Origin of the sequence: Pseudomonas segetis, from assembly GCF_900188155.1 — a bacterium.
Taxonomy (GTDB): Bacteria; Pseudomonadota; Gammaproteobacteria; order Pseudomonadales; family Pseudomonadaceae; genus Aquipseudomonas; species Aquipseudomonas segetis.
Genome location: NZ_FZOG01000002.1, coordinates 775628 through 802584, shown reverse-complemented (window position 1 = coordinate 802584; position 26957 = coordinate 775628). Strand labels below are relative to the sequence as shown.

Here is a 26957-nt window from a genome sequence, read left to right as displayed (position 1 = left end):
CATGACGGGTTCGCAACAGAAGAAGCCCTTGTACCAGCGTATCGGCTGGCTGGTGGCAATCTGGGCGGGTAGCGTTCTGGCGCTGGGGGTTGTGTCATTGCTGCTGCGCTGGTTTATGAGCGCAGCAGGCATGACCAGCTAAAGGCTTAATGATCTGCGGTGTTCAAGCGCCGTTCACCCTAGAGCAGTTTCGATAGGAACTGCTCTAGCCGCGGGTGCTTGGTGCTGCTGAAGATATTGTCCGGGGTGTCGCTGACCAGCAATTCGCCGTCTTCCATAAACAGCACGCGGTCGGCCACTTCGCGGGCAAAGCCCATCTCGTGGGTCACCACCACCATGGTCATGCCATCGTTGGCCAGGCTCTTCATTACATCCAGCACCTCGCCGACCATTTCCGGGTCCAGCGCCGATGTGGGCTCATCAAACAGCATTACGTCCGGGTTCATCGCCAGCGCACGGGCAATTGCCACGCGTTGCTGTTGGCCCCCGGAAAGCTGCGCCGGGTACACATCCAGCTTGTCCCCCAGCCCCACGCGTCTGAGCAGTTGCTCGGCATCTTGCTCGGCCTTTTTCGGCTCGCGTTTGGCGACCTTGATCGGTGCGAGCATGACATTGCCCTTTACCGTCTTGTGCGGGAACAGGTTGAACGACTGAAACACCATGCCGACGCGTTCACGCAGCTTGTTGATATTGGTGCCGGGGGCATACATGTTGATGCCATCGATAATGATCTGGCCGTTATTGATCTGCTCAAGCTGGTTGAGTGCGCGCAGAAAAGTCGACTTGCCTGAGCCGGATGGGCCAATGATGACCACCACTTCACCACGGGAAATTGTGGCACTGACGTTTTTAAGGGCATGGCAGCCATTGGCGTAGATCTTGTTAACTTGGGTGGCAACGATCATGTCCTTGCCGGTATAGGCTTCAGTCACTGGCGGCTAACCTCTTTTCAATGCGGCGGACAACCCACGACAGCAAGGTCGTCAGAATCAGGTACAGGCCGGCTACGGTAATCCACACTTCGAATGTCGCGAAGTTGCCGCTGATAGCCTCGCGCCCGGCTTTGGTCAGGTCGGTGATTGCAATTACCGAAACCAGCGAGGAATCCTTGATCAGGTTGATCAACTGGCCCGCCATGGGCGGCAGCGTGCGCTTGAATGCTTGCGGCAAGATAACGTGCGTCATTGCCTTGGGGTAAGACATGCCCAGCGAGCGCGCGGCTTCCATTTGTCCGGGTGAGATCGACTGGATGCCGGAGCGCACGATTTCGGCAATGTAGGCACCGGTAAAGATCGACAGCGCCATGACCCCGGCAGAGAAACGGTCAAGGTTGAGCATGGTGCCGACAAAGAAGTACATGATAAATATCTGTACCAGCAGTGGCGTACCGCGAATCAAGCCGACGTAGGCAAATGCCAGGTTTTGGCAGGCCGGATTGCTGGAAATGCGCATCAAACCCGCCGCCAGGCCGAGCAGGGTGGCGAAGAACAGTGAAATCACCGATATCTTCAGGGTCACCCACAAGCCATGGAGTAGCGGGCCAGCGCGCCATTGCACGGTGCGTGCGACCACATCGCCTTCGAATATCAGGTCGCCCTGGGCCGCAACGGCCTGGTCATAGGATTTGAAAACCTGGGGCTTGTCGCCGGAATCAAGAGTGAGGGTTATTGCATCAGGGGTGACTTCAGTGATGGTGCCATTGCCGCTGGCCCGCAGGTCGAGTGGTGCGGTGTTGACGATATAAGGCAGCACACGTGCCCATTGCCAGCTGTAGTTGATCTGCTTGGAAGCTATGTACAGCGTGCCCATAAGGCCCGCTATGATAAGTACTGATAGGCCGTGCCAAAGCCATCGTCGGGGACTGGTCAACAAAGTGACCTCCTGGAAATTTAGGTTTTACGGTAACGCGCGGGGCAAGTGGAAATCAGGCCAGAGGTTGAGTCTGGCCTGATGGGCTTACTGAACCTGGTCGAGCCAGGCGTCGCTTTCGAACCACTTGGCATAGAGACGATCGTAGGTACCTTCACCCTTGATCTGACGCAGGAAGTTGTTCAGCACATTGAGCATTTCCGGGTCGCCCTGGGCAACAGCCCAGCCCAGCGGCTCGAAGGTGAATGGCTTGTCCAGGTGAACGATCTTGTCTTTGTTCTGCGCAAAGTAGATCGCGTTGAATGGCAGGTCGTAGATGAATGCATCCGCCTTGCCGTTGGTAACTTCAAGCACTGCGTCAGACTGGGTTTCAAAGACATTGATCTTGGCTTTGCTGAGCAGACGCTTGACCGCTTGCTCGCCGGTAGTCCCCAGTTTGGTGGTAATGGTGTACTGCGGATCATTGAGGTCTTTGTAGTCGTTGATCTTACCCTTGAGCTTAGGGTTCAGCAGAATGCTCTGGCCGATAACGATATAAGGGTCAGCGAAGTTCACGCGCATATTGCGCTGAGTGTTGATGGTCATGCCGCCGTTGATCATGTGGCACTTGCCGGTCAGCAGGGTTGGGATGATGCCATCCCAGGCCGTGTTGACCGGGACGTATTTAACGCCCATCTGCTTGGCCAGCAGTTTGCTCATGTCTATATCAAAACCGATGAACTGGCCTGCCTTGCTCTTCATTTCGAAAGGCATGTAGCCGGCGTCGAAACAAACTTTAAGTTCCCCTGATTTAACAATGTCATCAAGAACTGGACCCGCTTGAGCTGTGATTGAAGCACCTAGCAGGCTGGCGGTAATCGCCAAACCAGTAAAAAATTTTCTCATGTGAGAGTCCTTATTCTTTTTGAGCGCATTATTGCGTTCTTATTTGTTGGCATCGGCCTTTTGTAAAGGCTCTTTGTTATAACAGGTAAAGCCTTGAATGAAAAAGTCCGGAGCAGGCAGTTGGTCGCTTAGAGGGAAGTCGGTCGTTATCAGCTACTTGATGGCCTTGAGAATCACGAACTTGGGGTTCGACGCCACTTGTTCGACGCCACGAAACAGGCGCTTGAGCTTTTGGTGGTAGCCCAGGTGGCGATTGCCGACAATCCACAACTGTCCTCCCGTCACCAGGGCTGAATGCGCTTGCTGGAACATCCGCCAGGCGAGGAAGTCGCCCACCACTTGTTGCTGGTGAAAGGGTGGGTTGCACAGCACCCTGTCCAACGACTCCGGCAGTTGTTCAGCCAGGCCATCACCCGCGCGGATATCCACCGGCCGTTCGCCGAACGCGGCTAGCCAGTTCTCCCGCGCCGATTGCACCGCCATGTACGACTCATCAACCAGTGTCAGTTGCGCCTCGGGGTTGTTCAGAGCGTAGGCAAGAGCCAGAACACCGTTGCCGCAACCCAGGTCTGCAACTCGAAGAGACTGTTGATCCCTGGGCAGGTGCGGCAAGAAGGCCCGCGTGCCGATGTCGAGGCCTTCGCGGCAGAACACATTGGCATGGTTGACCAGGTTGAGCGGCGGTTTCTCCAGGCTGTAGCGGCTAGGGTAGGGGGAGACGGGCTGCGGCCTTGGTTCCGGCGATGCAATCAGCAAGCGCGCCTTTTTGACGGCCAGGGACGCCTGAACCGGGCCAATGTATTTTTCCAGCAGATCACCTGCTGCGCGCGGTAAATGCTTGACCATGGCCGCGGCCACAACCTGCGCTCCCGGTGCCAGTTGGCCGTGTAGGCGAATCAATTGCTCTTCGAGCAGGGCCAGGGTCTTGGGGATGCGGATCAGTACGCGATCAAAGGGACCTTGGGGCGATTGTTGTGCCGGTACGAAATTGACCGCATCTGCAGCCAACTGATTGCGCTGCAGGTTGATCTTCAGTGCCATGTGCCCCAGGTGCGAGTCAGAACAGCTGGTGATCAGATGGCGGGGCTGTTCAATAGCTGCCAGCGCGCAGGCCAGCGCGCCAAAGTTGTCGTTGAGAATCAACACGCGCAGATTCGTCCCGCCGCCTTGTTCGGCAAACTGGTTGAGCAGGTATTCATCCGCGGCGTCAAAGGCCTGCAGGGTCTCGTGCGACTGTTCTGGCTGGCGGATCAATTCCAGTGGTGCAAAAGGCGTAACGAATATAGGCATATAAGCTGCTGGTTTTTATCATTGAAAAAGTGCGCGACACTGCAGGTTCATGGGCCGAGCGGTTGCTTAGCTGTCGTACCTTGGTAACCGTGCCACACAAGGGAACTGCTCAAGCCTATCCGCCAACTCAATTGGGGAGCCCTATGAGCGCAAGTGATGACAAGTTTACCCGGCAAACGCTTAGCGATGTGCATGTCTGGTCGCCGACTTTATTCAGTTTGCGCTGTTCACGTGATCTGGGGTTTAGATTTGTTGCCGGGCAGTTCGCCCGTCTAGGCGTTTGCAAACCCGACGGCAGTATTGTTTGGCGCGCCTATTCGATGGTTTCGGCGCCGCATGACGAGTTTCTCGAATTCTTCTCAATCGTTGTGCCAGGCGGAGAGTTCACCAGCGAACTGAGCCGTTTGTCTGTCGGCGACACGCTGTTGGTGGACAAGCAGGCGTTTGGCTTTCTCACCCTTGATCGTTTCATTGATGGCCGTGACTTGTGGCTGGTGGCCAGCGGCACGGGCCTGGCGCCATTTCTGTCGATACTGCAAGGCCTGGAGGTGTGGGAGCGATTTGAAAGGATTATCTTGGTTTACAGCGCCCGGACCAAGCAGGAGCTGGCTTATCAGCAACTGATCCAGCAACTTGGCTCGATGGAGCACATTGCCGAGCATGCGCACAAGCTGGTTTATGTGCCGGTGGTCACCCGCGAGACACTGCCGGGCTGCCTCAACCAACGGATCACCACATTACTTGATAATGGTGAGCTGGAACTCGCTGCAGGTGTAGCGATGGACGCCGAACACTCACGGGTGATGCTTTGCGGCAACCCCCAGATGATTGATGACCTGCGCCAGCTATTGAAGCAGCGCGACATGCAGCTAAGCCTGACCCGCAGGCCAGGCCAGGTCGCCGTGGAGAATTATTGGTAGGGTACGACAGGTGCAGGGCGTGACAACGCGAAGCTTGTCCAGCGAAGTGGCGAATAGTCCGGGTGTTTGGAGTTGTAAACGGCGGACGAAAAAGCGCCGTCCGCCCTACGGGTTCAGGCCATCCAGGTAGGGTGCGACAACGCGAAGCTTGTCCACCGAAGTGGCGAATAGTCCGGAGATTTGGAGTTGTAAACGGCGGACGAAAAAGCGCCGTCCGCCCTATGGGGTCAGGCCATCCAGGTAGGGTGTGACAACGCGAAGCTTGTCCACCGAAGTGGCGAGTAGTCCGGGTGTTTGGAGTTGTAAACGGCGGACGAAAAAGCGCCCGCGCCGGGGGCAACCAGGCTTGGCGTGATCACGCCAAGCTGTTCAGCAGCGCTGACTGTGAAAGCTTATTCAGCTTTGTTTTTCAGCAGGTCGCGGATCTCGGTCAGCAATACTTGCTCCTGAGTCGGCGCAGGTGGCGCGGCCGGAGCGGCTTCTTCCTTGCGCTTGAGGCTGTTCATCACTTTGATTGCCATGAAGATGGCGAATGCCACTATCAGGAAGTCGACCAGCGTTTGGATGAATTTACCGTAGTTCATGGTCACGGCAGGGATATCGCCTTGCGCTGCTTTGAGCACGACGACTAAGTCGGTGAAATCAACGCCTCCTATCATGACGCCCAGCACGGGCATGATCAGGTCACCGACAAAGGATGCAACGATCTTACCGAACGCGGCACCAATGATAATACCGACTGCCATGTCGACTACATTGCCTTTGACGGCAAAAGCCTTGAACTCACTGATAATGCTCATGTTTCCTATCCCTGCGATATTGGGTGATGTATTCATTCTAAACACTCAAATACATTTAGCCACTCGTCAGACTGGGTTTGTCAAAAATATGGCTGTTGGTTTTCTGGTGCACGCCAGTGCTAAAAAGCTTGACGCTGCCACACTCTGGTCGAGTTTTTGGCGTGGGGTTTGTTCCGTGGCCAAGCAGAGCCCGCAGGCTCGACTAGTCTGAAAGTACATACATCAAGAGGGTGCAGACATGCCGTTGGAACATCACTCACTGAAGAACGAGTTTCCTCAATTCGCCTCGAAGTTCAGCACCTTGGCCCAGTCCAATAAACGTTTTGCCCGGCTAGCTGAAGAGTACGAGGCGCTGGACAAGCGCATTTATGAGATCGAAGACGGCCACGAGTCGATGGATGACTTGAACCTGCAGGGGCTCAAGATGCAACGGGTTACGCTCAAGGACGATATCTCCGCCATGCTCAATAGCCATCAGGACTGATTCGCCAGGCATAAAGGACAACACTTGCGGATTGTCGCTGCTTGCTCAGGAAAGGCTATGATGGGCGCTTTGCTCTGAGGAAGTCTGCCGATGGCTAAGGCCAAACGCCTGTATGGCTGCACTGAGTGCGGCGCCACCTTTCCCAAGTGGGCCGGCCAGTGTGGCGAGTGCAGCGCCTGGAATACGCTGGTTGAAACCATGGTCGAGGCCAATGCCACGGCGCCTGGCGGGCGCAGTGGCTGGGCTGGCCAGCAGGCGCCGTTAAAAACCCTGGCTGAAGTCAGTGTTGAAGAGATGCCGCGGTTTTCCACTGCTTCCGGCGAGCTGGACCGTGTGCTGGGCGGCGGTTTGGTAGATGGATCGGTAGTGCTGATTGGCGGCGATCCGGGTATCGGTAAGTCGACCATCCTCCTGCAAACCCTTTGCAACATCGCCACGCGCTTCCCAGCCTTGTATGTCACGGGCGAGGAGTCGCAGCAGCAGGTTGCCATGCGCGCTCGGCGCCTGGGTTTGCCGGAAGACAAGCTCAAGGTCATGACTGAAACCTGCATTGAGACCATCATTGCCACGGCGCGCCAGGAAAAGCCCAAGGTCATGGTGATCGACTCGATCCAGACCATCTTCACTGAACAGCTGCAATCCGCGCCTGGCGGTGTGGCGCAGGTGCGGGAAAGTGCCGCCTTGCTGGTGCGCTTTGCCAAGCAAAGCGGCACGGCGATCTTCCTCGTCGGCCATGTCACCAAGGAAGGCGCGCTCGCCGGGCCGCGGGTGCTGGAGCATATGGTCGATACGGTTCTGTACTTCGAGGGCGAGTCGGACGGGCGCCTGCGCCTGTTGCGGGCGGTGAAGAATCGCTTTGGCGCGATCAACGAACTCGGCGTATTCGGCATGACCGACAAGGGCCTCAAAGAGGTAACCAATCCCTCTGCCATCTTTCTTACCCGGGCCCAGGAAGAAGTGCCTGGAAGTGTGGTCATGGCAACTTGGGAGGGCACACGGCCAATGCTGGTGGAGGTCCAGGCGCTGGTTGACACCAGCCACTTGGGCAATCCGCGCCGTGTGACCCTTGGGCTTGATCAGAACCGCCTGGCCATGCTGCTGGCGGTATTGCATCGCCATGGCGGCATCCCTACTTACGACCAGGATGTCTTTCTCAATGTCGTCGGTGGGGTCAAGGTGCTGGAGACAGCATCGGACCTGGCCTTGATGGCTGCGGTCATTTCCAGCTTGCGCAACCGGCCGTTGGCCAATGATCTGCTGGTATTTGGCGAAGTCGGTTTATCGGGAGAAATTCGCCCGGTACCAAGCGGCCAGGAACGTTTGAAAGAGGCCGCCAAGCACGGTTTCAAACGTGCAATCGTGCCCAAGGGCAACGCCCCGAAAGAGGCGCCGCAAGGGTTGCAGGTCATTGCTGTCACGCGGCTTGAGCAAGCCTTGGATGCCTTGTTCGACTGAGCGCGCCGAGCCAGTGCGGCTCAGCTGTCCTTGCCGAGTGCGCTGAGGTCGCGTTCAAGCATGGATTCGTCGCCCAGGTTGAGCTCGACCAGGCGGCGCAGATGGCTTATGGATTCAAGGTCAATGTGTTCGCAAACAAACCCCAGCAAGCCGCTGTCGTCGCGGGTCAGGGTCACTTCCATGCGTACCTTGGCAGCCTCGCTCAGGTTGATCTGCACATCGAAAAGCTGTTGCGGATCGGCCTGCCAATGAGCAGGGCGTTCGACCATCAGCCCTTTGAGCGACACGTCATGCAACTTGACTTCCCAGCGCTGCGCGCCCTGGGATATTTCTGTCGGTGCGTCAAAGGCGATGCGATGAAAGCGTCTACGCTCCGTGTCCGGGTCGCTCATATTTAACTCCTTGTTTGCGTTCTCAACACTATAGTCAAGCTTGAAGAGCTAAATACCCCGGTTGGCAGGAAAAATATTTTAATTGTGGTTTTTGGCTAAAACCCCTTTAAAAACTTGGTCGACACGGCCAATGGCCTGCTCAATTGTGGTGCTGGCTCACGCAACTCATTTGACAGTTTTGCTACTTTAACCAAAGCTGCTAATGCAGTTTTATATTTATATTATGGTGGAGCACAAGAAAAATGGAAAAGCGATTGCTGAGCAAAGGCTTGATTTTCGGTTTGCTGACTGTTGCCAGCGTTGGGGCTTATGCCGAAGCGCCAGGCGGCCCGTCTTGCGGTTGGGGTAACATGCTGTTTGATGGTCAGCGTGGCATTGCACCGCATTTCCTTGCCAGTACAACCAACGGCACCTCCGGTAACGCCACCTTTGGCATGACGTCCGGTACCAACGGTTGCAGCACCAGCGGCAAGCTCACTTATGGTGGGCGTTCGATGCTTGCAATGAACGGCATGCTCGACTCTATCGCTGAAGACATGGCCCAAGGCCAAGGTGAGGCACTGGATGCCTACGCTGTACTGCTGGGGATTCCTGCAAGCGACCGCGCGCAGTTTGCCAAGGTCACGCACGAGAACTTCAACACGATTTTCTCTTCAGCCGACGTCACCAGCGAGCAAGTACTGGCTTCCACCATGGAAGTCATGAGCCGCGACAGCAAGCTGGCCGCCTACGCTAAAACACCTGCGTAAGAACCACTGGTTACGAAAAAGCCCGCCAAAATGGCGGGCTTTTTCGTTTAACCAACCTTGTGCGAAAACGCTGGGCGCCAAGGTTTAACGGATTAACAGCGCGTTACCCATCCGGGCGATTTACGCACCATAAACCGGGAAGCGTGCGCACAGGTCTTTGACTTGCTCGCGTACCTTGGTTTCCACTTCGTCATTGCCAATGTTGGCCAGGACTTCACAAATCCAGCCTGCCAACTGACGGCACTCATCTTCCTTGAAACCACGAGTGGTAACGGCAGGGGTGCCGATACGCAGGCCCGAAGTTACAAAGGGTGAGCGCGGGTCGTTTGGCACCGAGTTCTTGTTGACGGTGATAAAGGCACGGCCCAGTGCGGCATCTGCTTCCTTGCCGGTGATGTCCTGCTTGATCAGGCTGAGCAGGAACAGGTGGTTTTCAGTGCCGCCGGAAACCACGTCATAGCCGTTTTCCATAAACACCTTGGCCATGGTCTGGGCGTTCTTGATGACTTGCTGCTGGTAGGTCTTGAACTCGGGCAGCAGCGCTTCCTTGAAGCACACCGCCTTAGCTGCGATCACGTGCTCCAGCGGGCCGCCTTGGCCGCCTGGGAATACTGCCGAGTTGAACTTCTTTTCCAGCTCTTCGTTCTTGCGCGCCAGAATCAAGCCGCCACGTGGGCCGCGCAGGGTTTTGTGGGTGGTGGTGGTCACCACGTCAGCAAATGGCACCGGGTTCGGGTAGACACCTGCTGCAACCAGGCCGGCAACGTGGGCCATGTCCACGAACAGGTAGGCACCGACTTTGTCGGCGATGGCGCGAAAACGCGGGAAGTCGAGAACCTGTGAGTAGGCCGAGAAACCAGCGATGATCATTTTGGGCTTGTGCTCGACCGCCAGGCGCTCGACTTCATCGTAATCGATCAGGCCGTCGTCGTTGATGCCGTATTGCACTGCATTGTAGATCTTGCCGGAGAAGCTGACGCTGGCGCCGTGGGTCAGGTGGCCGCCGTGTGCCAGGCTCATGCCCAGGACGGTGTCGCCAGCATTGAGCAGGGCCATGTAGACCGCGCTGTTGGCTTGCGAGCCCGAGTGTGGCTGAACGTTGGCGTAGTCGGCACCGAACAGTTGCTTGGCGCGGTCGATTGCGACCTGCTCGACGATATCCACGTATTCACAGCCGCCGTAGTAACGCTTGCCTGGATAGCCTTCGGCGTACTTGTTGGTCAGTACCGAGCCCTGGGCTTCCATCACCGCTGGGCTGGTGTAGTTTTCCGAGGCGATCAGCTCGATGTGCTCTTCCTGGCGCTGGGCTTCTTGCTCCATCGCGGCAAACAATTCGGCGTCAAAACGGGCAAGATTCAAATCACGGCTGAACATAGCAATCCCCTGAGAAAACAGCTGGGCTGAAGAAATAGGGTGCGGATTCTACCCCATACTGCAGGCGTGCGGGTATGAATGGCGGTCATGTGCCTGACAAGTGGGGCTCATGCCGGCAGCTTGATGACCTTGCCGTGGGCTTGGGGCTCATCAATTAAGAATGAATAATGCCGTGCCGCTGAACTGGGCGCTTATCTGGTGCGCGCGCATCGGCTGGCCGAGCAGGAAACCCTGGATTTCATCGCAGTTGTGGCGGCGCAGGAAATCAAGTTGAGCCTGGGTTTCCACACCTTCGGCAATCACAGCCAGATTCAGGCTGTGGGCCATGGCAATAATCGCCCTGGCTATCTGAGCATCCTGCTCACCTTGCGGCAGGCCATCGACGAAGCTGCGGTCAATCTTGAGTACGTCGATCGGGAACTGCTTGAGGTAATTGAGCGATGAGTAGCCGGTTCCAAAGTCATCAATCGCAATGCTCAAGCCCAGGCGCTTGAGGCTTGTCAGGGTTTGCAGGGCATTGGCCACATCATTCATCAGGATACTTTCGGTCAGCTCCAGTTCCAGGCTTGCTGCATCGACGCCGGTTTCGCCCAGAATTCGGGTGATGCGTTTGTCCAGGTCGCCGTCGGCGAATTGGCGGGCCGATAGATTGACCGATATCTTAGGTACGCGCACATGCTGTTCCTGCCAGGACTTCAGTTGACGACAGGCCTCGGCAATCACCCAGTCGCCAATATCCGCGACCAGGCCAAGCTCTTCCAGCACCGGGATGAATTCGGACGGTGCAACCTGGCCACGTTTCGGGTGGTGCCAGCGTAACAGTGCTTCAACCCCGGTCAGGCGCTGGCCGTTCGCGGAAAACTGCGGCTGATAGAACAGCATCAGCTCGCCCTGTTCGAGTGCGTGGCGCAGGTCGCTTTCGAGCTCGATACGCTCCAGCGCGCGGGCGTTCATATCGCTTTGATAGAACTGGAAGTTGTTCTTGCCGCGTTCCTTGGCGTGATACATCGCGGTGTCGGCGTTCTTCATCAACTGGCTGAGTTCCGTGCCATCTTGCGGGCTCAGGGCAATCCCGATACTGGCGGTCACGAAGAACTCGCGGCCCTCAAGGACGAACGCTCGGGCCAGGCTGGCTAGAATCTGCTCGGCCACGTGGATTGCACGATTGAGTGCGTTGTCGCGGCTGGGGCTGGAACTCAACAGCAAGGTGAACTCATCGCCGCCCATGCGCGCAACCGTGTCCTTGTCATTGACGCAGGCTGCCAGGCGCGTGGCGACGTCCTTGAGCATACGGTCGCCGGCCGCGTGCCCCAACGAGTCATTGATGGGTTTGAAGCGGTCAAGGTCGAGAAACATCAGCACCACCCACTCGGCATCGCGCTCGGCTTGATGCAATGAGGTGTGCAGCCGGTCCTGGAACAGGGTGCGGTTTGGCAGCAGGGTCAGGGCGTCGTAGTAGGCCAGGCGATGGATGCGTTGCTCGCTGGCTTTACGCTCGCTGATATCACTGAAGAAGCACACGTAGCTGACGAGATCGCCTTCGTCGTCCTGGACTGCGGTGATGCCGACCCAGGCCGGGAAGTTTTCGCCGTCGCGTCGCTTGAGCCACACTTCACCTTCCCAGCTACCGCGTTGGTTGAGCTGGGACAGGATGAAGTTCAGCTGGTTTGCCTGCTGTCGGTCGGCCGTCAACCGGCTCGGCAACTGGTCAATCACCTGGGTTGAGTGGTAGCCCGTCACGCGGCTGAATGCTTCGTTGACCTGCACTATATAGCCAGCGGGATCGGTAACCAGAATGGCGGCGGTCGAGTGCTCGAAAACCGTGGCCGCCATGCGTAGTTCATTCTCAACGCGACGGTGCTGAGTCACGTCGCGGGCCACGCCGTGCAGGCCCTTGAATCGATTGTTTTCGTCCCACATGGGGACTAAACGCACTTCCATCGGGACCTTGCGTTCGTCACTGCGCAGGCAGTCAAACATAAACAGCCGTGGTTGCAGCTTGCTGGCCAGTTCAGCCATGCGCATCGGATCGCCCAGCGCCGTGCGCAACTCATCGACGATTTCCTTCAGCTCCTTGAGCTGCGCGGGCGTGGCGGCCAGGCTGAACATGCCTTGGGCTTTTACCTGCTCGGGCTCGTGACCGAGCAGGGTCTTGATCGAGGGGCTGATGTAGTCAACCTGCAACAGGCTGTCGGTCGAGAAAATCACATCCGAGGTGCTTTCAGCCAGCAGTCGATAGCGCTGCTCGCTATCGCGCAGGGATTCACTGTGCTCGATCTGCTCCGAAATATCCTTGGCTACGCCTATCAGTCGATCAACCTGGCCTGTTGCGTTACGCGACAGCGCTTGCTCACGAATGCTGAACCAATGCCAGTCGCCATTGCGATGGCGCCAGCGCAGCTGTGACTCAAGCAGGATACCGTTGCCGACCACGTGTTGCAGGTTGCGGATGCGGTGATAGTAGTCGCTGTCGTCGGGGTGCAGCAGATGTTCCCAGAAACGTTCGCCAAAGGCGTCCAGCTCCTGCAGGTCGTAGCCAAGCTGCAGGCCCAGATGGTGATTGCTGAAGAGCACTGACTTATTGCTCAAGTCATGCACGTAGAGTGTGTCGGGCACGGCCTGGACCACGCCTGACCAGAAGCGCTCGCGTTCGATCAGCGACAGTTCGGTGTGCTTGCGACTGGTAATGTCGGTGATGCTCAGTGTTACCGAGTTGAGGTCTTCTTCGTCCTCGGGCAGGTTGATCAGCAACCACAGGTGGCGCTCTTGATCATCGGGCGTGAGCAGGCTGATTTCTTGATCAAACTGGCTTTTCCCTGTCAGCAGGGCGTTAAGCAATTCGCCGCGATAGTCGGCCAGATCCAGCTCGCCACGGTTGAACAACAGCTCCCAGATTTCGCCTGGCGTGTTGACCTTGAGCAGGCGCAGGGCGACATGGTTGGTTTCGCTCACGCGCATCAGGCGCGGCAGTTGCTGGCGCTGTTCAGGGTTGTCTTGCAGCCACTGCTCCAGCCCGTCGGCTGAGGTGACCTGCTGATCACCCAGGTATTGCATGAGCGTTGCAAGGTCGAGCACGCACAGCGCGGTGCTGGTGCCGTCGAAAATGTCCTGATAGCGGCGGCGCGCATTGAGCAGCACGCGCGTGGCGTGTTGCTCGTCTGTGACGTCACGCAGGACCCAGGCGTAGCCATTGCGATTCTCGCCATCGCTCAGGTTGCTGCGGTTGATATCGAATAAACGCTTCTGGCCCTTGAGCTCAATTTCCAGCGGTTCGGAACTGATGTCACTGCCGAACGCGTTGCCTTGCAGCAATAGCGGGTCAAGCTGCGGCAACATTTCAAAGATATGTTGCCCGCGTGCTTTGTCGGTCAAGCCAAACAGGCTTTGCGCCTGGGGGTTCAAGTATTCGATATAGCCTTGGCTGTCTGTAACCAGAACCCGTTCCTCGATGGCGCCAAGCGCGCTTGCTGCCTGGTGTAGCGAGCGTTTCGAGTCGGCATTGGCCTGGTGCAGGCGGCTTTGATCGAGCAGCAGCCTGTATAGCGCGAGCAGGGTCAGGCCCGAACACAGGATGAACAGCAGGAATTTACCGGCTAGCGTGGGGAGTTGCTGGGCCCAGACCAGGTCTTCGTCGAATAAGGCGCGCAGTTGCCAGTCGCTGTGTTCAATCGGCGAGATATGGATAGTCTGCGCCAGGTCGCTGGCGGTTACCGGTGGAAATACTCGGTTACCGGTCCTGGCATTGCTGTGCGGGCCGACAATGGCGCGTTGGGTCAGGCGGTCTTCCAAGAGCCACTGGTAAGCATCCAGTTGCTGGTTGCGTAGCCAGCTGGCGATGGCGCCACTGCCAAAGCGTAACAGCCAATAACCGTCTTCCTTGTTCAGCAGCAGGTAATAACGGCCGTCAGGCTCGGCAGTGAATGCATAGTGGTAGGCCGCGTCATGATGGCGACTGACAAGGCTGGCAATGAAGTCTGCGTCAGCCTTGCCGGCAGCGCTGTCGACGATAATCCCGCCGCTGGGGGAGAGGCTGGCGATGCTGTCGATGGCCGGGTAAATGGCGGTAAGGGTTTCGAGTAGCTTGTGTGCTTCATCCGCGCTTTCCGGATTCAGCCCTTTGGTGCGCAACAAGGTCTGCGCGGACTGGGCCTTGATCGACATGTTCATGCTCAGGCTGTTGGCCAGTTGGCTGCTGTACACCAGCCCCAGCTGGCGTTGAGTCTGCAACAGGTTGCGCGATTCAAGCATCAGTTGCCAAAGCAGCAGTGCCAGCATTACCAGCACCAGAACCACCAGGCTACGCTTAAGCGAGCTACGCATTGGCGTAGCTTGAGGCTCTGGCGGCGGGAGCGGAGTCTTGGTTGAAGCGGTAGATGGCACTTATATGACCTGGCAACTACAAATGGCGCTGAAGGTTTGGCTCAACAGGGAAGTTTGCACACTGCGAACAGTCGATCGCGCACGGCCCGCAAGAATGCCACAATTGTGGCAAAGTGCCAGCCCGTCCGACGAGTGTAATTTGCCCTACAGCCTGCATTCCGGTAGCTTTGCAACTCACGCGCGAGCAATCCATGCTCGTAAGAACCTGTAAACAGATTCTCTGTGTAAGGGTTTAAGCCAGTCAGAATAGCTTGAAGCCTTTATTTGCTTAGGTAAATTGGCCTCCATAACTATTTGCTAGGTATTTAAAACCGGTCGTCGGAATCGTTATGCGTTCTCAATATTCACGGAGCCAGTAGCCGTAGCGAGTGTATCGCCCCGCTCTGTCCGTAAGGCGGCATGCCCGTGTCCCAGTTTCCTGTCTAAGTATCAAGGTTATCCATGGCCCAATACGTCTATACCATGCATCGGCTGAGCAAAGTTGTGCCACCGAAGCGGGAAATCCTCAAGAATATCTCCCTGTCATTTTTCCCGGGCGCCAAAATTGGCGTGCTTGGCCTTAACGGCTCGGGTAAATCCACGCTGCTGAAAATCATGGCGGGTGTCGATACCGAGTTTGACGGCGAAGCGCGTCCAATGCCCGAGTTGAACGTGGGTTACCTGCCGCAGGAACCGGTTCTCGACCCAAGCAAGACCGTGCGCGAAGTGGTTGAAGAGGCCGTCAGCGCAATCAAGGATGCACAGGAGCGCCTTGATCAGGTATATGCCGCCTACGCCGAGCCTGATGCCGATTTCGACAAGCTGGCCGCTGAGCAGGCCAAGCTCGAAGCCATCCTGCAAACCTCGGACGGCCATAACCTGGAGCGCCAGCTGGAAGTCGCGGCCGATGCATTGCGCCTGCCAGCCTGGGACGCCAAGGTCGAACACCTGTCCGGCGGTGAGAAGCGCCGTGTTGCGCTGTGCCGCCTGCTGCTGTCGGCCCCGGATATGTTGCTGCTCGACGAGCCTACCAACCACCTGGATGCCGATTCGGTCGCCTGGCTCGAGCACTTCCTGCATGATTTCCCGGGCACTGTGGTTGCGATCACCCACGATCGCTACTTCCTCGACAACGTGGCTGGCTGGATTCTCGAACTCGACCGCGGCGCGGGTATCCCGTACGAAGGCAACTACTCGGGCTGGCTTGAAGCCAAGTCTGAGCGTCTGGCCCAGGAATCCAAGCAGCAGTCGGCCCATGAGAAAGCCATGAAGGACGAACTGGAGTGGGTGCGCAAGGGCGCCAAGGCACGTCAGTCCAAGTCCAAGGCACGTCTGCAACGTTTCGAGGAAATGCAGTCGCAGGAATTCCAGAAGCGTAGCGAAACCAATGAAATCTATATCCCGGCAGGTCCGCGCCTGGGTGACAAGGTCATCGACTTCGTCAACGTCAGCAAGGGTTACGGCGACCGCGCCCTGATCGACAACCTGTCGTTCAGCATGCCAAAGGGTGCCATCGTCGGTGTGATCGGTGGTAACGGTGCAGGTAAGTCGACCCTGTTCCGCATGCTCATGGGTAAAGAACAGCCAGACTCGGGCAGCATCGAGATCGGTGAAACCGTGCAGATGGCCTGTGTAGACCAGAGCCGCGAAGACCTCGACGGCAGCAAGACCGTGTGGGAAGCGGTGTCCGATGGCTCCGACATGATCAAGATTGGTAATTATGAAGTGCCGTCGCGTACCTATGTCGGCCGCTTCAACTTCAAGGGTGGCGATCAGCAGAAGTTCGTCAAGGATCTCTCCGGTGGTGAGCGTGGTCGCTTGCATCTGGCGCTGACCTTGAAAGAGGGCGCCAACGTCTTGCTGCTCGACGAACCGTCCAACGACCTCGACGTGGAAACCCTGCGTTCGCTGGAAGAAGCATTGCTCGATTTCCCTGGCGCTGCCATTGTGATCTCGCACGATCGCTGGTTCCTTGACCGCGTCGCCACGCATATCCTAGCGTACGAAGACGACTCGCACATCGAGTTCTTCGAGGGTAACTACACCGAGTACGAAGCCGATCGCAAGAAACGCCTCGGCGATGCAGCCGCCCAGCCGCATCGTGTGCGCCACAAGAAGCTCGCGCAGTAGCGCCTTCCTGGCTTGAGTCAGAAGCCGGCCTCCTTGAGGCCGGTTTTTTTTTGGCCTGAATTTGTATGGTGAGCCTGGCCCGAGGGCTTTGTGCTGGCCGACCTAAGCGAGGTGTGCACAAATTTTTCCTTGCGTACCCGCACGCAAGACAGGCCATGGGCCAAGTTAATAGTCTGCGCTCAACCTGAAATTGAGCGGAGCATTAGCGTGAACAACTGGCGCAACATCAGTCTGTGGATGGATCAGCTCGACCAGCCGCTGCATGCCCGCCCTGCATTGGGCGAGGACTTGCAGGCGGATGTAGCCATCATTGGTGCTGGCTACACCGGGCTGTGGACCGCTTATTACCTCAAGCGCCAAGCGCCGCAATTGAAGATTGTGATAGTCGAGGCGCAAACTTCAGGCTACGGCGCATCAGGCCGTAATGGCGGCTGGTTGATCGGTGACCTGCTCGGCAGTGACCGGCTGCTTGCCGGTCTGGGTGCTCAGGCGCGACAGGCTTCACACCAACTGTTGCATGGCATCCCCGACGAAGTTGCCGCCGTGTTGGATCGTGAGTCCATCGGTTGTGATTACCGCAAGGGTGGCGTGCTTTATTGCGCCGCCCGCTATCCGGAGCAGGAAGCCACGCTGCGGGCGCAGTTGCAGGCCGCTCGCGCGCAAGGGCTGGGCGAGGAGGATTATCGCTGGTTGACGCCTTCCGAGTTGGCGGGGCAGTTGCGAATCGCCAATCCATATGGCGCGTTATACAGCCCGCATTGCGCGACCATCCAGCCAGCACGCCTGGCTCGCGGCCTGGCTGAGTGCGTCGAGCGCATGGGCGTGAAAATCTATGAGCACAGCCGCGTCACTCACTGGGATTCGGGGCTTCTGCGCACCGCTCAAGGCTCGGTAAAAGCCGATTGGCTGGTGCCGGCGGTTGAAGGCTATGCCGCATCTCTGCCACCGCTCGGGCGCTATCAATTACCGGTGCAAAGCCTGATCGTCGCCACCGAGCCTTTGCCAGCCGAGACCTGGGCTCAAATCGGTCTGGAACATGGCCAGGCGTTTAGCGAGAGCAGTCGCCAGGTTACCTACGGCCAGCGCAGTGCAGATGATCGCCTGGTTTTTGGTGCCCGTGGCGGTTATCAGTTCGGCGGTCGTTTGCGCAGCGACTTCACCCTCAAAGAGCATGAGCTTGAGTTGCGCCGCTACCTGTTTGGCGAGTTGTTCCCGCTGTTGCGCAACGTGCGCCTGACGCATTCGTGGGGCGGCAACCTGGGCGTTGCCCGGCGGTTCCGCCCGCACATGCTGATTGACCGCAAGGCCGGTATCGCCTTGTCTGGCGGTTATGGCGGCGAAGGCGTCGGTGCCAGCAACCTGGGCGGCCGAACCCTGGCTTCATTGATTCTGGGCCAGGACAACCTGCTCACCCAGCAACCATGGGTGCTGGGTGATACACCGCTAAGCGCCTTGTCTGGCTGGGAGCCGGAACCCTGCCGCTGGCTTGGCTACAACGCCATTATCAAAAGCTTTGTCCACGAAGATCGCGTGCTGGCCAACCCGGCAACGGCGCCTTGGCGGCGTCAACTTGCCCAGCGCCTGGCCGGATTTATGGAAGGCCTGATGCGCTGAGCGCATGGGCAGCAATAGAACAACCTCAATACCCAACGGGGCACAACCATGAGCATCACTCAATTCAAACAGACCGCAACTCTCTTGCTGGATGAATCCAATCCGGTTGCCGTACCGCTCGGTGAGCCCGTTGCGATTGCTTCGACCCACAGTGTCGAGCGTTCCGACGGCGTTGAAACCGGCGTTTGGGAGTGCACGCCAGGGCGCTGGCGGCGGCAGATTGTGCAACAGGAGTTTTGTCACTTTATTGCCGGTCGCGCCACCTTCACCCCGGATGGAGGCGAGCCCGTGGTGATTGAAGCCGGTGATGCAATTCTACTTCCGGCCAATTCAATGGGGGTTTGGGATATCCAGGAAACCCTGCGCAAAAGCTATGTGCTGATTTTTTAAGCAATACAAAACAACAAAAAACAGAGGTTAGCGTCATGTTCAAGAAACTCATTCCAATGCTGTTGCTGGCATCCACATGCCATGCGGCGGAGACGGTTCGCATCTATAACTGGTCTGAATATATCGCTCCAGACACCCTGGAAAATTTCAAGGATGCCACGGGAATTGGTAATCACTACGACGTCTACGACAGCAACGAGACGCTAGACGCCAAGTTGATGGCCGGGCATTCGGGGTATGACGTGGTATTTCCTTCGGACCATTTCATGGCGCGACAAATCAAGGGTGGAGCCCTGAAGATCCTGGACAAGAGCCAGCTACCCAACTGGAAAAACCTCAATCCTGCCTTGCTCAAGGCCTTGCAGACCAATGATCCGGGTAACCAGTATGGATTTCCCTATCTATGGGGCACCACCGGCATTGGCTACAACGTCGACAAGGTCAGGGCGGTGCTTGGCGATGATGTTCCACTTGATTCCTGGGACATCATTTTCAAGCCAGAGAACATGAAGAAACTCAGCAAATGCGGGGTTGCGATACTGGACAATGGTCCCGAACTCTTGCCTATCGCCTTGCATTACCTGGGGCTGCCCCATCACAGCAAGGACCCGGCCGACTATAAGAAAGCCGAAGCCCTGCTCCTGCAAATGCGTGAAAACGTTTTGTATTTTCACTCATCGAAATATGTCAGCGACCTGGCCAATGGCGACATCTGCGTAGCCGTAGGTTTTTCGGGCGACATCCTGCAGTCTGCGACCCGTGCCGCAGACGCCAACAACGGCGTGCATATTGACTATGTCGTACCCAAAGAGGGCGCGCCGCTCTGGTTCGACATGGTTGCCATGCCCGCCGACAGCAAGAACGAAGCCGCCGGCTATGCATTTATGAATTATCTGCTGCAACCCGAAGTGATGGCCAATATCACTAACTTCGTGCATTACGCCAACGGCAACAGCGCTGCCGACAGCCTGGTTGAGCCGACACTGAAGGCCGACCACAAGATTTATCCACCGCAACAAACCATGGACAAGCTCTACACGCTCGAAGCCATGCCGCTCAAGATTGACCGCATCCGCACGCGGATCTGGAGCAAGGTAAAAAGCGGGATCTAACCAGGTTCAGCCACACAAAAAATCCCGCTGTGTGCGGGATTTTTTGTGTGGCTATGATCAGTGCCCGGCCTGGGGGACTTTCACTTGCTGGTCGCGCGATATAGACGCAGGCTTTCGACCCGGTCTCGATAAGCGTTAAGGCGTTCCTTGAGTTGGTCTTTATGCTGCGCGGCCACGCAGTGCAATAGCACGTTGAGCGCACTGGTCAGGCCACCGGTCGACTCCAGGATCAAGCCGGTCTTGGTCTTCATGGTGATGATGCTGGGCGTGTCGATGTGTTTGGCAATCCCATATTCATCGGTGAAAACCACCAGGTCCGTGCCTTGCCTCAGGCAGTTCTGTGCGAAGGAGATCCCAGCGTCTGCATAGGGTGCAATGTCGATCAGGATCACGCAGCAGCGCTGGTCATGACTGTCGATCCATTGGCCGAGCACGCCGCTGTACAGATCTAGAAATTCGACACCGGAGCGTACCAGGGCCAATCGGTTGGCAAAGTCTTCAGCCAAACCGCGAATCGTTTGGAAACCGCAGACAAATACGCGCTCGGCCTGACTCACCTTGGCGACTATGTCGCGCCAATACTGACTACCAAGCTGGTCGGCGAACTCGTTGAGCGCGGCCACTTCCTGATGCAAGTGAGCAACCAGGTCTTCGGGTTGCTGCATACGTTCAATCAGTGTGGTGTTGAGTAGCGACTGCATTCGCACATCATCACGCAGCTCTTCCTTGAGGCTTTTCAAGCCTTTGTAACCCAGGCGGCGCAGAAAGCGGCTGACAGTATTCGGGCTGACACCGCTTTTGGCCGCAAGCGTTGCCCCAGTCTCGAACGCGAGCGTTTCCTGGTTGGCCTGGATATAGGCCAGCAACGTGCGTTCAGCCGGTGTCAGCTTGCCTTCGAGGCGTTCCATCCTGCTGTCGAGCATGTGCGTGTCCCTGATAATGATAAAAAGATCTGGAATTAATATATCAAAGTGTTGATCTTTGGAATAAATATATTCTACTCTCAAGCTGTATCGCAAAGAGATGCCGGTCGCAGGCAACAGGGGTCAGGCCTTGTTCAGCATAAAAAAGCCAACCTGCCGCGTCGCTGTCTCGGATTCCTGCCGCAACAACAATTACAGCGGTCGTGCTCGATCGGCGCGACCTCAAACGGAGAACAGGAACATGCTAACACTGCGTAAAACCACGCTCTGTGCCGCCCTTGGCGCTTTTCTCTTCGCCAATGGCGCCGCCGCGGCCGAAGAGCTGCACCTGTACAATTGGGGCGACTATATCAACCCCGAAGTACTAAAGCGTTTCACCGCTGAAACCGGTATCAAGGTGTCGCTTGATACCTATGGCAGTAACGAGGAAATGCTTGCCAAGTTACAGGCGGGGGCGAGCGGCTATGACATCGTCTTCCCGTCAGTGCATATGCACGACAGCATGGCCGCGCTGGATTTGCTGGAGAAGACCGATATCAACCAGAGCCCGGCCTTCGCCAATATCGACCCGCAGTTCCTGCGCGCAAAGTCTGACCCCAACGGCGAATATTGCATGCCGTATGCCTGGGGGACCGTGGGTATTTTTTACAACAAGACCAAGGTATCCAAGCCTATTGAAACCTGGGATGACTTCTTTGCTGAAGCCAAGGCAGGCAAGAAAGTCATCATGCTTGATGACATGCGCGAAACACTCGGTGTAGGGCTGATCGAGAACGGAAAATCAGTCAACAGCACCAACCGCGATGACCTCAAGCTGGCGGCCGACTGGCTACTGCAACGCAAGCCGTTAATCTCAGCATTCACCTATGACAGCGTGCCTATGGTTCAGTCTGGCGATGCAGTAGCTGCCCAGTATTTCGTGGGCGCCGAGATGTACGTCAAGCAAGAGCCGGAGAAACTTGCCTACGTGATTCCAAAAGGCGGCGCGACCATGTACCAGGAAGATATGTGCGTACTCAAGAGCGCCCCGAACAAGGCCAATGCCAAACGGTTTATGGAGTTCTTCCTTGATCCTGAAATCGCCGCGCTCAATACCGCGCAACAAACCAATGGCACGCCGAACAAGGCTGCGTTGAAGCTGCTGCCGAGCGATTTGCGTGACGATCCCCAGATCAATCCTCCGGCGGATGTAATGGCCAAGCTGCAGATCTTCGAAGATATCGGCAAGGCGCTGAAGCTGTACGACCGCACCTGGACAAAAGTTCGCACAGCCAACTGAGTCGCGAACCCGCGGCCAATTCTCCTGCAGTGAATCCCGGTCAATGAGGCCGGGGCGGAGTTACTCATGAGCGTCTACACCCGTATTGCGCCGGTCGTCGAGATTCGCGGCGCCGTAAAGCACTACCGTGCACCCGAAGGCCACCTGGTGCCTGCGCTCGACGGCATCGACCTGAGTGTCGGTGCCAACGAGTTTGTGACCTTGCTTGGGCCTTCAGGCTGCGGCAAGACTACCCTGTTGCGTGTTATCAGCGGTTTCGAGCAACTGGACGACGGCGAACTGCTGATTCAGCAAACCCAGATGAACAGCGTGCCGGCCCATCAACGGCCAGTGCACACGGTATTCCAGAGCTATGCGCTGTTTCCACACATGAGCGTCGGCGACAATGTTGGTTACGCGCTTGAGGTGCGGGGTGTCGGTAAGGCTGAGCGCCGTACGCGCATTGCCGAGGCGCTCGAACTGGTTGGGCTTGGCGGCCTTGAGCGGCGTAAGCCGGGACAGCTTTCAGGGGGCCAGCAACAACGCGTTGCGCTGGCCCGAGCCTTGGTTGATCGTCCGGCCTTGTTGCTGCTGGATGAGCCACTGTCGGCACTCGACCGCCAATTGCGCCAAAGCATGCAGCGTGAGTTGAAGAAGCTGCAGCATGAACTGGGCATTGCGTTTGTCTTTGTCACCCATGACCAGGAAGAAGCGCTGACCATGTCCGATCGGATTGTGGTGCTCAATGGCGGCCACATTCAGCAGATCGGCACGCCAACCGAGATCTACGACCGCCCGGCTAATGCATTTGTCGCCGGGTTTATCGGTGAGAGCAATCTGTTCGAGGTCAGTGTCAGCGCAGGTAATGCAGATACCGCCGACCTGCTCAGCGAACGAGGCGACTTGCTGCAGGTCCCGCGTCGCGACCTGCAGGTCGGGCAGAAGCTGCAGGCCATGTTGCGACCTGAGCAGTTTCAACTCGACAGGCCGCAAGCCCAGGGGGCGGCGCTGGAAGGCAAGGTCGAGCAGACCCTGTTTATTGGCAAGGACTTCGAGGTTAGCCTGCGCACGGTTCATGGCAGCCAGGTAAAGGCGGTCATCCGTGACACCGGTCGTCATGATCTGCATCGCCTGCAGCCGGGCAGCAGCCTGCAATTATGGTACGCGCTTGACGCTGTTCACCTGATTCCCGAGGTCAAGCCATGAGCACGCTAGAGGGACGCAAGCGCCTGCAGCTGTTAGGTTTGTTGAGTCCAGCGACATTTGTCATCGGCCTGTTCTTCATCGCCCCGCTGGTGATCATGGCGACTTACAGCATGCTTGAGCCTGGCCTGTATGGTGGTGTCGAGTGGAACTTCTATCCGGACAACTTCGGTCGCGTACTGGGCTGGGCTGATGGCACGCTTGAAGAGTTTGACCCTGTCTATTTAGAAATCATCCTGCGCTCATTCAAGCTGGCGGCGATCACCGTTTTCCTGACGCTGCTGGTGTGCTATCCCGCAGCCTTCTGGGTCGCTCGGCAACCGGAGAAGATGCGCAATTTCTGCATGTTTCTCATCACCTTGCCGTTTTTCACCAGCCTGATCATACGTCTGTACGCCTGGGTGCTGATCCTGCGTCCGAGTGGTTTTATCAACACCACGCTGCTGGCGCTCGGCATCAATACCCCGATCAACCTGATTTACACCGAAACGGCGGTGCTGATCGGCATGACCTACATTTTTATTCCCTTTATGTTCATGCCGGTTTACGCCAGTGTCGAAAAGCTCGACCGGCGCCTGCTCGAGGCCTCGGCTGACCTGGGTGCAAGCCGCTGGCAGAGTTTCTGGAAGATTATTTTCCCCATGACCCTGCCGGGTGTTGCCGCCGGGTCGATCATCGTATTCATTCCCAGCCTGGGCAATTTCATCGTGCCTTCGTTGCTGGGCGGTGCTCAGGTCCTGATGATTGGCAGCCTGGTTGAGCAGCAGTTCCTGGCAGCGCGCAACTGGCCCTTCGGTGCCGCGCTGGCGATGTTGCTGATGGTCGCGGTCCTGATCTGCCTGATTCTCAATGTGCTGGCTCAGAACCGCAACAAGGCAGGTGTTTCATGAACTCACTTCTTGCGCGTCTGGGGCGCGGTTTGTTGGGCGGCTACAGCCTGGCATTCTTTATCTTCCTGTACCTGCCTATTGCATTGATCGTGGTGTATTCATTCAACTCCAATCCGATCAACATGATGATCTGGAATGGCGCATCGCTCGACTGGTATCGCTCGCTGTTTGGCCTGTCCAACAGTCTCGGCTCAAGCAAGATGTACGTTGAATCCAGTGATCAGTTGTTGGCGGCATTGCGTACCAGCTTGACCATCGCCCTCAGCACCACGGCTATCTCGACTGTTGCCGGAACCTTCATGGCCTTGGCCTTGGCGCGCTACCGCTTCCGCCTGCAAGGTTTCTACCGGGTGTTGATGTTTATGCCAATGCTGATGCCCGACATTGTATTGGGCATCGCCTTGCTGATTTTCTTCGTCGGTATCGGCATGCCGCTGGGCAAGGCATCGATCATCATCGGCCACTGCACCTTTCTTATCAGCTATGTATTTCTGGTCGTCAGTGCTCGTCTGGCGGGCATGGATACACGACTTGAAGAGGCCTCGGCCGATCTTGGCGCATCACCCATGCACACTTTCCGGCGTATCACCTTGCCGCTGATTCTGCCGGGTGTGATTGGTGGCGCGCTCCTGGCCTTCATCATCTCGATGGACGACCTGGTGATTACTTACTTTATCTCCGGTGTCGACTCGACCACCTTGCCGGTCTACATCTACGGCATGATCCGCAGGGGCATCAAGCCCGAGATCAACGCCATCGCCACACTGCTGCTGATTGCCTCATTCATTATTGCTGCCGTCGGTTTGTACCTGCGCAGCCGTCAGCCCGCGACAACCAAGGAAGACACACATGGCTAAGCTCCGCGCCCGCGAACTCGGTCTGCCTATGCCCGGCAAGACCGGCCCGAACAATGCCATTACCGATGTGCCTGGTGTGCTGGTTGGTTATCAAACGCTCGACGCAGTTGCGGCCAACGGCAAACGGGTGAAAACCGGGGTCACGGCAATTTTGCCGCGTGGTTACCAGCCAGAGCCACAACCTGTATGGGCGGGCTTTCATGCGCTTAATGGCAACGGCGAAATGACCGGCACGCATTGGATAGAGCAGGGCGGATATTTTGTCGGCCCCATGTGCATCACCAACTCGCACAGCGTCGGTATCGTGCATCATGCAGCCACCCGCTGGACCATCAACCACTTCGCAGATGCCTGGCAGGCCGAACATTTGTGGGCCATGCCGGTGGTTGCCGAAACCTATGACGGGGTGATCAACGATATCAATGGCCAGCATGTGACCGAGGCTGATGCGCTTTGCGCTATAGATTCAGCCGCAAGTGGGCCCATCGCCGAAGGCAATGTAGGTGGTGGCAACGGCATGATCTGCTACGGCTTCAAGGGGGGGACTGGCACCGCCTCGCGTAGTCTGGAGATCGATGGCAAGCATCATATGCTCGGTGTATTGGTCCAGGCCAATCATGGTCAGCGCAGTTGGCTCAAGGTGCTTGGTTCGCCGGTTGGTGAGCGTTGGCCTCAGGCTGTGCCGGCAGGGCTGGATCGTGAGCGTGGTTCCATTATTGTGGTTATCGCGACCGATGCGCCGCTGTTGCCTCATCAACTCAAGCGCCTGGCACAGCGTGCTGGCCTTGGTATTGCGCTGGGCGGCACACCAGGTGGCAATAACTCCGGGGATATCTTTCTCGCCTTCAGCGTCGCCAACCCGCGACCACTGCCACAGCTGGCGCAGACCAGACAGAACCTCGACTACCTCAATGATGAGTGTTTTGATGCCATCTACATGGCGGCGGTGCAAGCCACTGAAGAGGCTGTGTTAAATGCCATGTTGGCCGCAGAGGATGCGCCCATGCAAAAGCCTGAAGGTACCTGCCCGGCAATTGATGGTGAACGATTGCTGGCGATGATGCAGCTGGACTGATGCCTGGGGCGGCCCCGCGAGGTATGAGTCCAGCGGGGCTGTTGTCGCGCGAGTCAGCCTGTGGCGCGACTTCCTTATTCAGCGAGATTTTTCAGGTAAGCGATATACAGTTTGCCGGGGCTTTGTGAGCTGATGTCGAGGGCTTGTCCGGCGTCTGCCTCGTCGAGTAGCAGTCCTTCTCCAGGGGCCAACAGATGCTGAGCGCTGCTGGTTTGGCAGCGCAGCGGACCACCCGAATGGCAATAGATCATCAGCACTGTTGCCTGCTTTGTTGCGGGCAGGCTGTGGCCATCGATGATCTCCAGCATCTGCAACTTGTGAGTCCAGTCGGCGCGGCGGCTGATCAGGTTGAAATCGGTCACTTCACCATCAATCAGTTCGGCGTAGATCGGGGTTTCGCCGCGAAACGACCAGGGCTCAGAGGCGAGTGTCAGCAACTTTGGTGCACTGCCTTGGCAGCTCAAGCGCAGGCCCGCACCACTCAATATCGCCAGGCTGCGATCCAGTCCGATAAAACTGGAGAAGGCCCCGTCTGCGTCAACCCTGGCGCTGCTGATACGCCAGGCAAAATCATTGAGTTGCGCATCCACCGGGAAAATAGCCAGTTCTGCAGTGCTGCCTGCACCGTTTTTCCACGGCATGTGCTTGGCGGTTGCCAGGCCGATTCTACGGATGCTCATTATTAATGCTCAATTCAATGTATATACATATTGCGGGCTTATAGGATTGTGAGCTGAAAGGGTCTTGGATTTTGTAGCTTGAAGCATAACCCTCTGCTCTTATCAGCAATTTAGCGCTGATCATGGGGGCTGGGCAATAGCTTTCCTGCAATTAACAGGCTGAGAAGCGGTACGAAAAACTGACGGAAGGGGGCTTGACCCTTATTTGAATCACTTTTAATGTATATACATAAGAATTAAGGAGCTCC

General features: G+C 57.0%; 24 protein-coding genes. 14 read left to right on the top strand and 10 right to left on the bottom strand.

Annotated features, from left to right (window positions below; genetic code table 11):
• Window position 1: 1 nt before the first annotated feature.
• Window positions 2-142: a DUF2474 domain-containing protein gene (locus CHB79_RS09595; protein WP_036988355.1), complete on the top strand. Its 141-nt coding sequence runs from the start codon at window positions 2-4 to the stop codon at window positions 140-142.
• A gap of 37 nt (window positions 143-179) precedes the next feature.
• On the opposite strand, the gene CHB79_RS09590 is transcribed toward CHB79_RS09595, so the two are convergent.
• The 4 genes from CHB79_RS09590 to CHB79_RS09575 all read right to left on the bottom strand — a co-directional run bounded on the left by CHB79_RS09590 (window position 180) and on the right by CHB79_RS09575 (window position 4044).
• Window positions 180-905: an amino acid ABC transporter ATP-binding protein gene (locus CHB79_RS09590; protein WP_176443176.1), complete on the bottom strand. Its 726-nt coding sequence runs from the start codon at window positions 903-905 to the stop codon at window positions 180-182.
• 19 nt (window positions 906-924) lie between these two features.
• A complete protein-coding gene (locus tag CHB79_RS09585; RefSeq protein WP_029529658.1) occupies window positions 925-1872 on the bottom strand; it encodes an amino acid ABC transporter permease in 948 nt (315 codons plus the stop codon).
• A gap of 84 nt (window positions 1873-1956) precedes the next feature.
• Complete coding sequence (locus CHB79_RS09580; protein WP_010489602.1) at window positions 1957-2754, bottom strand: transporter substrate-binding domain-containing protein; 798 nt, start codon at window positions 2752-2754, stop codon at window positions 1957-1959.
• Between the two features lie 153 nt (window positions 2755-2907).
• Complete coding sequence (locus CHB79_RS09575; RefSeq protein ID WP_089359695.1) at window positions 2908-4044, bottom strand: methyltransferase; 1137 nt, start codon at window positions 4042-4044, stop codon at window positions 2908-2910.
• Between the two features lie 143 nt (window positions 4045-4187).
• On the opposite strand from CHB79_RS09575, the gene CHB79_RS09570 reads away from it, so the two are divergent.
• A complete protein-coding gene (locus tag CHB79_RS09570; RefSeq protein WP_089359694.1) occupies window positions 4188-4964 on the top strand; it encodes a ferredoxin--NADP reductase in 777 nt (258 codons plus the stop codon).
• A gap of 392 nt (window positions 4965-5356) precedes the next feature.
• Here the strand turns inward: CHB79_RS09570 and mscL are convergent, their stop codons facing one another.
• Window positions 5357-5764 carry a large-conductance mechanosensitive channel protein MscL gene (gene mscL, locus CHB79_RS09565; protein ID WP_010489605.1) on the bottom strand — a complete coding sequence of 136 codons (408 nt, stop codon included), beginning with the start codon at window positions 5762-5764 and terminating at the stop codon, window positions 5357-5359.
• A gap of 238 nt (window positions 5765-6002) precedes the next feature.
• Between mscL and CHB79_RS09555 the strand changes: the two genes are divergently transcribed.
• Together CHB79_RS09555 and radA are read left to right on the top strand one after the other, a co-directional pair.
• Window positions 6003-6248, top strand: coding sequence for an HP1242/YdcH family protein (locus tag CHB79_RS09555; RefSeq protein WP_010489607.1), 246 nt, complete (start codon window positions 6003-6005; stop codon window positions 6246-6248).
• 90 nt (window positions 6249-6338) lie between these two features.
• Window positions 6339-7703: a DNA repair protein RadA gene (gene radA, locus CHB79_RS09550; protein ID WP_089359693.1), complete on the top strand. Its 1365-nt coding sequence runs from the start codon at window positions 6339-6341 to the stop codon at window positions 7701-7703.
• Window positions 7704-7723: 20 nt separating this feature from the next.
• On the opposite strand, the gene CHB79_RS09545 is transcribed toward radA, so the two are convergent.
• The gene (locus CHB79_RS09545; protein WP_010489609.1) at window positions 7724-8095 is read right to left on the bottom strand and encodes a PilZ domain-containing protein; all 372 of its coding nucleotides are present in this window, start codon (window positions 8093-8095) and stop codon (window positions 7724-7726) included.
• 242 nt (window positions 8096-8337) lie between these two features.
• Here CHB79_RS09545 and CHB79_RS09540 point away from each other — a divergent pair, with 242 nt between their 5' ends.
• Window positions 8338-8844 (top strand): DUF3015 domain-containing protein, encoded by a 507-nt coding sequence (locus CHB79_RS09540; protein WP_010489611.1) that lies wholly within the window; start codon window positions 8338-8340, stop codon window positions 8842-8844.
• Between the two features lie 120 nt (window positions 8845-8964).
• Here the strand turns inward: CHB79_RS09540 and glyA are convergent, their stop codons facing one another.
• Together glyA and CHB79_RS09530 are read right to left on the bottom strand one after the other, a co-directional pair.
• A complete protein-coding gene (gene glyA / locus CHB79_RS09535; protein ID WP_089359692.1) occupies window positions 8965-10218 on the bottom strand; it encodes a serine hydroxymethyltransferase in 1254 nt (417 codons plus the stop codon).
• A 150-nt stretch (window positions 10219-10368) separates the two neighbouring features.
• The gene (locus CHB79_RS09530; protein WP_089359691.1) at window positions 10369-14538 is read right to left on the bottom strand and encodes an EAL domain-containing protein; all 4170 of its coding nucleotides are present in this window, start codon (window positions 14536-14538) and stop codon (window positions 10369-10371) included.
• 501 nt (window positions 14539-15039) lie between these two features.
• On the opposite strand from CHB79_RS09530, the gene ettA reads away from it, so the two are divergent.
• The 4 genes from ettA to CHB79_RS09510 all read left to right on the top strand — a co-directional run bounded on the left by ettA (window position 15040) and on the right by CHB79_RS09510 (window position 19823).
• On the top strand, window positions 15040-16707 hold the full coding sequence (gene ettA, locus CHB79_RS09525; protein WP_089359690.1) for an energy-dependent translational throttle protein EttA: 1668 nt from the start codon (window positions 15040-15042) through the stop codon (window positions 16705-16707).
• Window positions 16708-16914: 207 nt separating this feature from the next.
• On the top strand, window positions 16915-18321 hold the full coding sequence (locus CHB79_RS09520; protein WP_176443163.1) for an NAD(P)/FAD-dependent oxidoreductase: 1407 nt from the start codon (window positions 16915-16917) through the stop codon (window positions 18319-18321).
• 48 nt (window positions 18322-18369) lie between these two features.
• Complete coding sequence (locus CHB79_RS09515; RefSeq protein WP_010489619.1) at window positions 18370-18711, top strand: cupin domain-containing protein; 342 nt, start codon at window positions 18370-18372, stop codon at window positions 18709-18711.
• 35 nt (window positions 18712-18746) lie between these two features.
• Window positions 18747-19823 (top strand): polyamine ABC transporter substrate-binding protein, encoded by a 1077-nt coding sequence (locus tag CHB79_RS09510; protein ID WP_089359689.1) that lies wholly within the window; start codon window positions 18747-18749, stop codon window positions 19821-19823.
• Between the two features lie 80 nt (window positions 19824-19903).
• On the opposite strand, the gene CHB79_RS09505 is transcribed toward CHB79_RS09510, so the two are convergent.
• A complete protein-coding gene (locus tag CHB79_RS09505; protein ID WP_089359688.1) occupies window positions 19904-20746 on the bottom strand; it encodes a MurR/RpiR family transcriptional regulator in 843 nt (280 codons plus the stop codon).
• A gap of 241 nt (window positions 20747-20987) precedes the next feature.
• Between CHB79_RS09505 and CHB79_RS09500 the strand changes: the two genes are divergently transcribed.
• From CHB79_RS09500 to CHB79_RS09480, 5 genes are all read left to right on the top strand, one after another.
• Window positions 20988-22025 (top strand): polyamine ABC transporter substrate-binding protein, encoded by a 1038-nt coding sequence (locus tag CHB79_RS09500; RefSeq protein ID WP_010489624.1) that lies wholly within the window; start codon window positions 20988-20990, stop codon window positions 22023-22025.
• A 66-nt stretch (window positions 22026-22091) separates the two neighbouring features.
• A complete protein-coding gene (locus tag CHB79_RS09495; protein ID WP_089359687.1) occupies window positions 22092-23210 on the top strand; it encodes an ABC transporter ATP-binding protein in 1119 nt (372 codons plus the stop codon).
• Window positions 23207-24097, top strand: coding sequence for an ABC transporter permease (locus tag CHB79_RS09490; protein ID WP_010489628.1), 891 nt, complete (start codon window positions 23207-23209; stop codon window positions 24095-24097). The genes CHB79_RS09495 and CHB79_RS09490 overlap by 4 nt, the downstream gene beginning before the upstream one ends.
• A complete protein-coding gene (locus CHB79_RS09485; protein WP_089359686.1) occupies window positions 24094-24954 on the top strand; it encodes an ABC transporter permease in 861 nt (286 codons plus the stop codon). The genes CHB79_RS09490 and CHB79_RS09485 overlap by 4 nt, the downstream gene beginning before the upstream one ends.
• Window positions 24947-26029, top strand: coding sequence for a DmpA family aminopeptidase (locus CHB79_RS09480; protein ID WP_089359685.1), 1083 nt, complete (start codon window positions 24947-24949; stop codon window positions 26027-26029). Before CHB79_RS09485 ends, CHB79_RS09480 begins: the two co-directional genes overlap by 8 nt.
• A 74-nt stretch (window positions 26030-26103) precedes the next feature.
• On the opposite strand, the gene CHB79_RS09475 is transcribed toward CHB79_RS09480, so the two are convergent.
• The gene (locus tag CHB79_RS09475; protein ID WP_089359684.1) at window positions 26104-26709 is read right to left on the bottom strand and encodes a HutD/Ves family protein; all 606 of its coding nucleotides are present in this window, start codon (window positions 26707-26709) and stop codon (window positions 26104-26106) included.
• Window positions 26710-26957 lie beyond the last annotated feature (248 nt).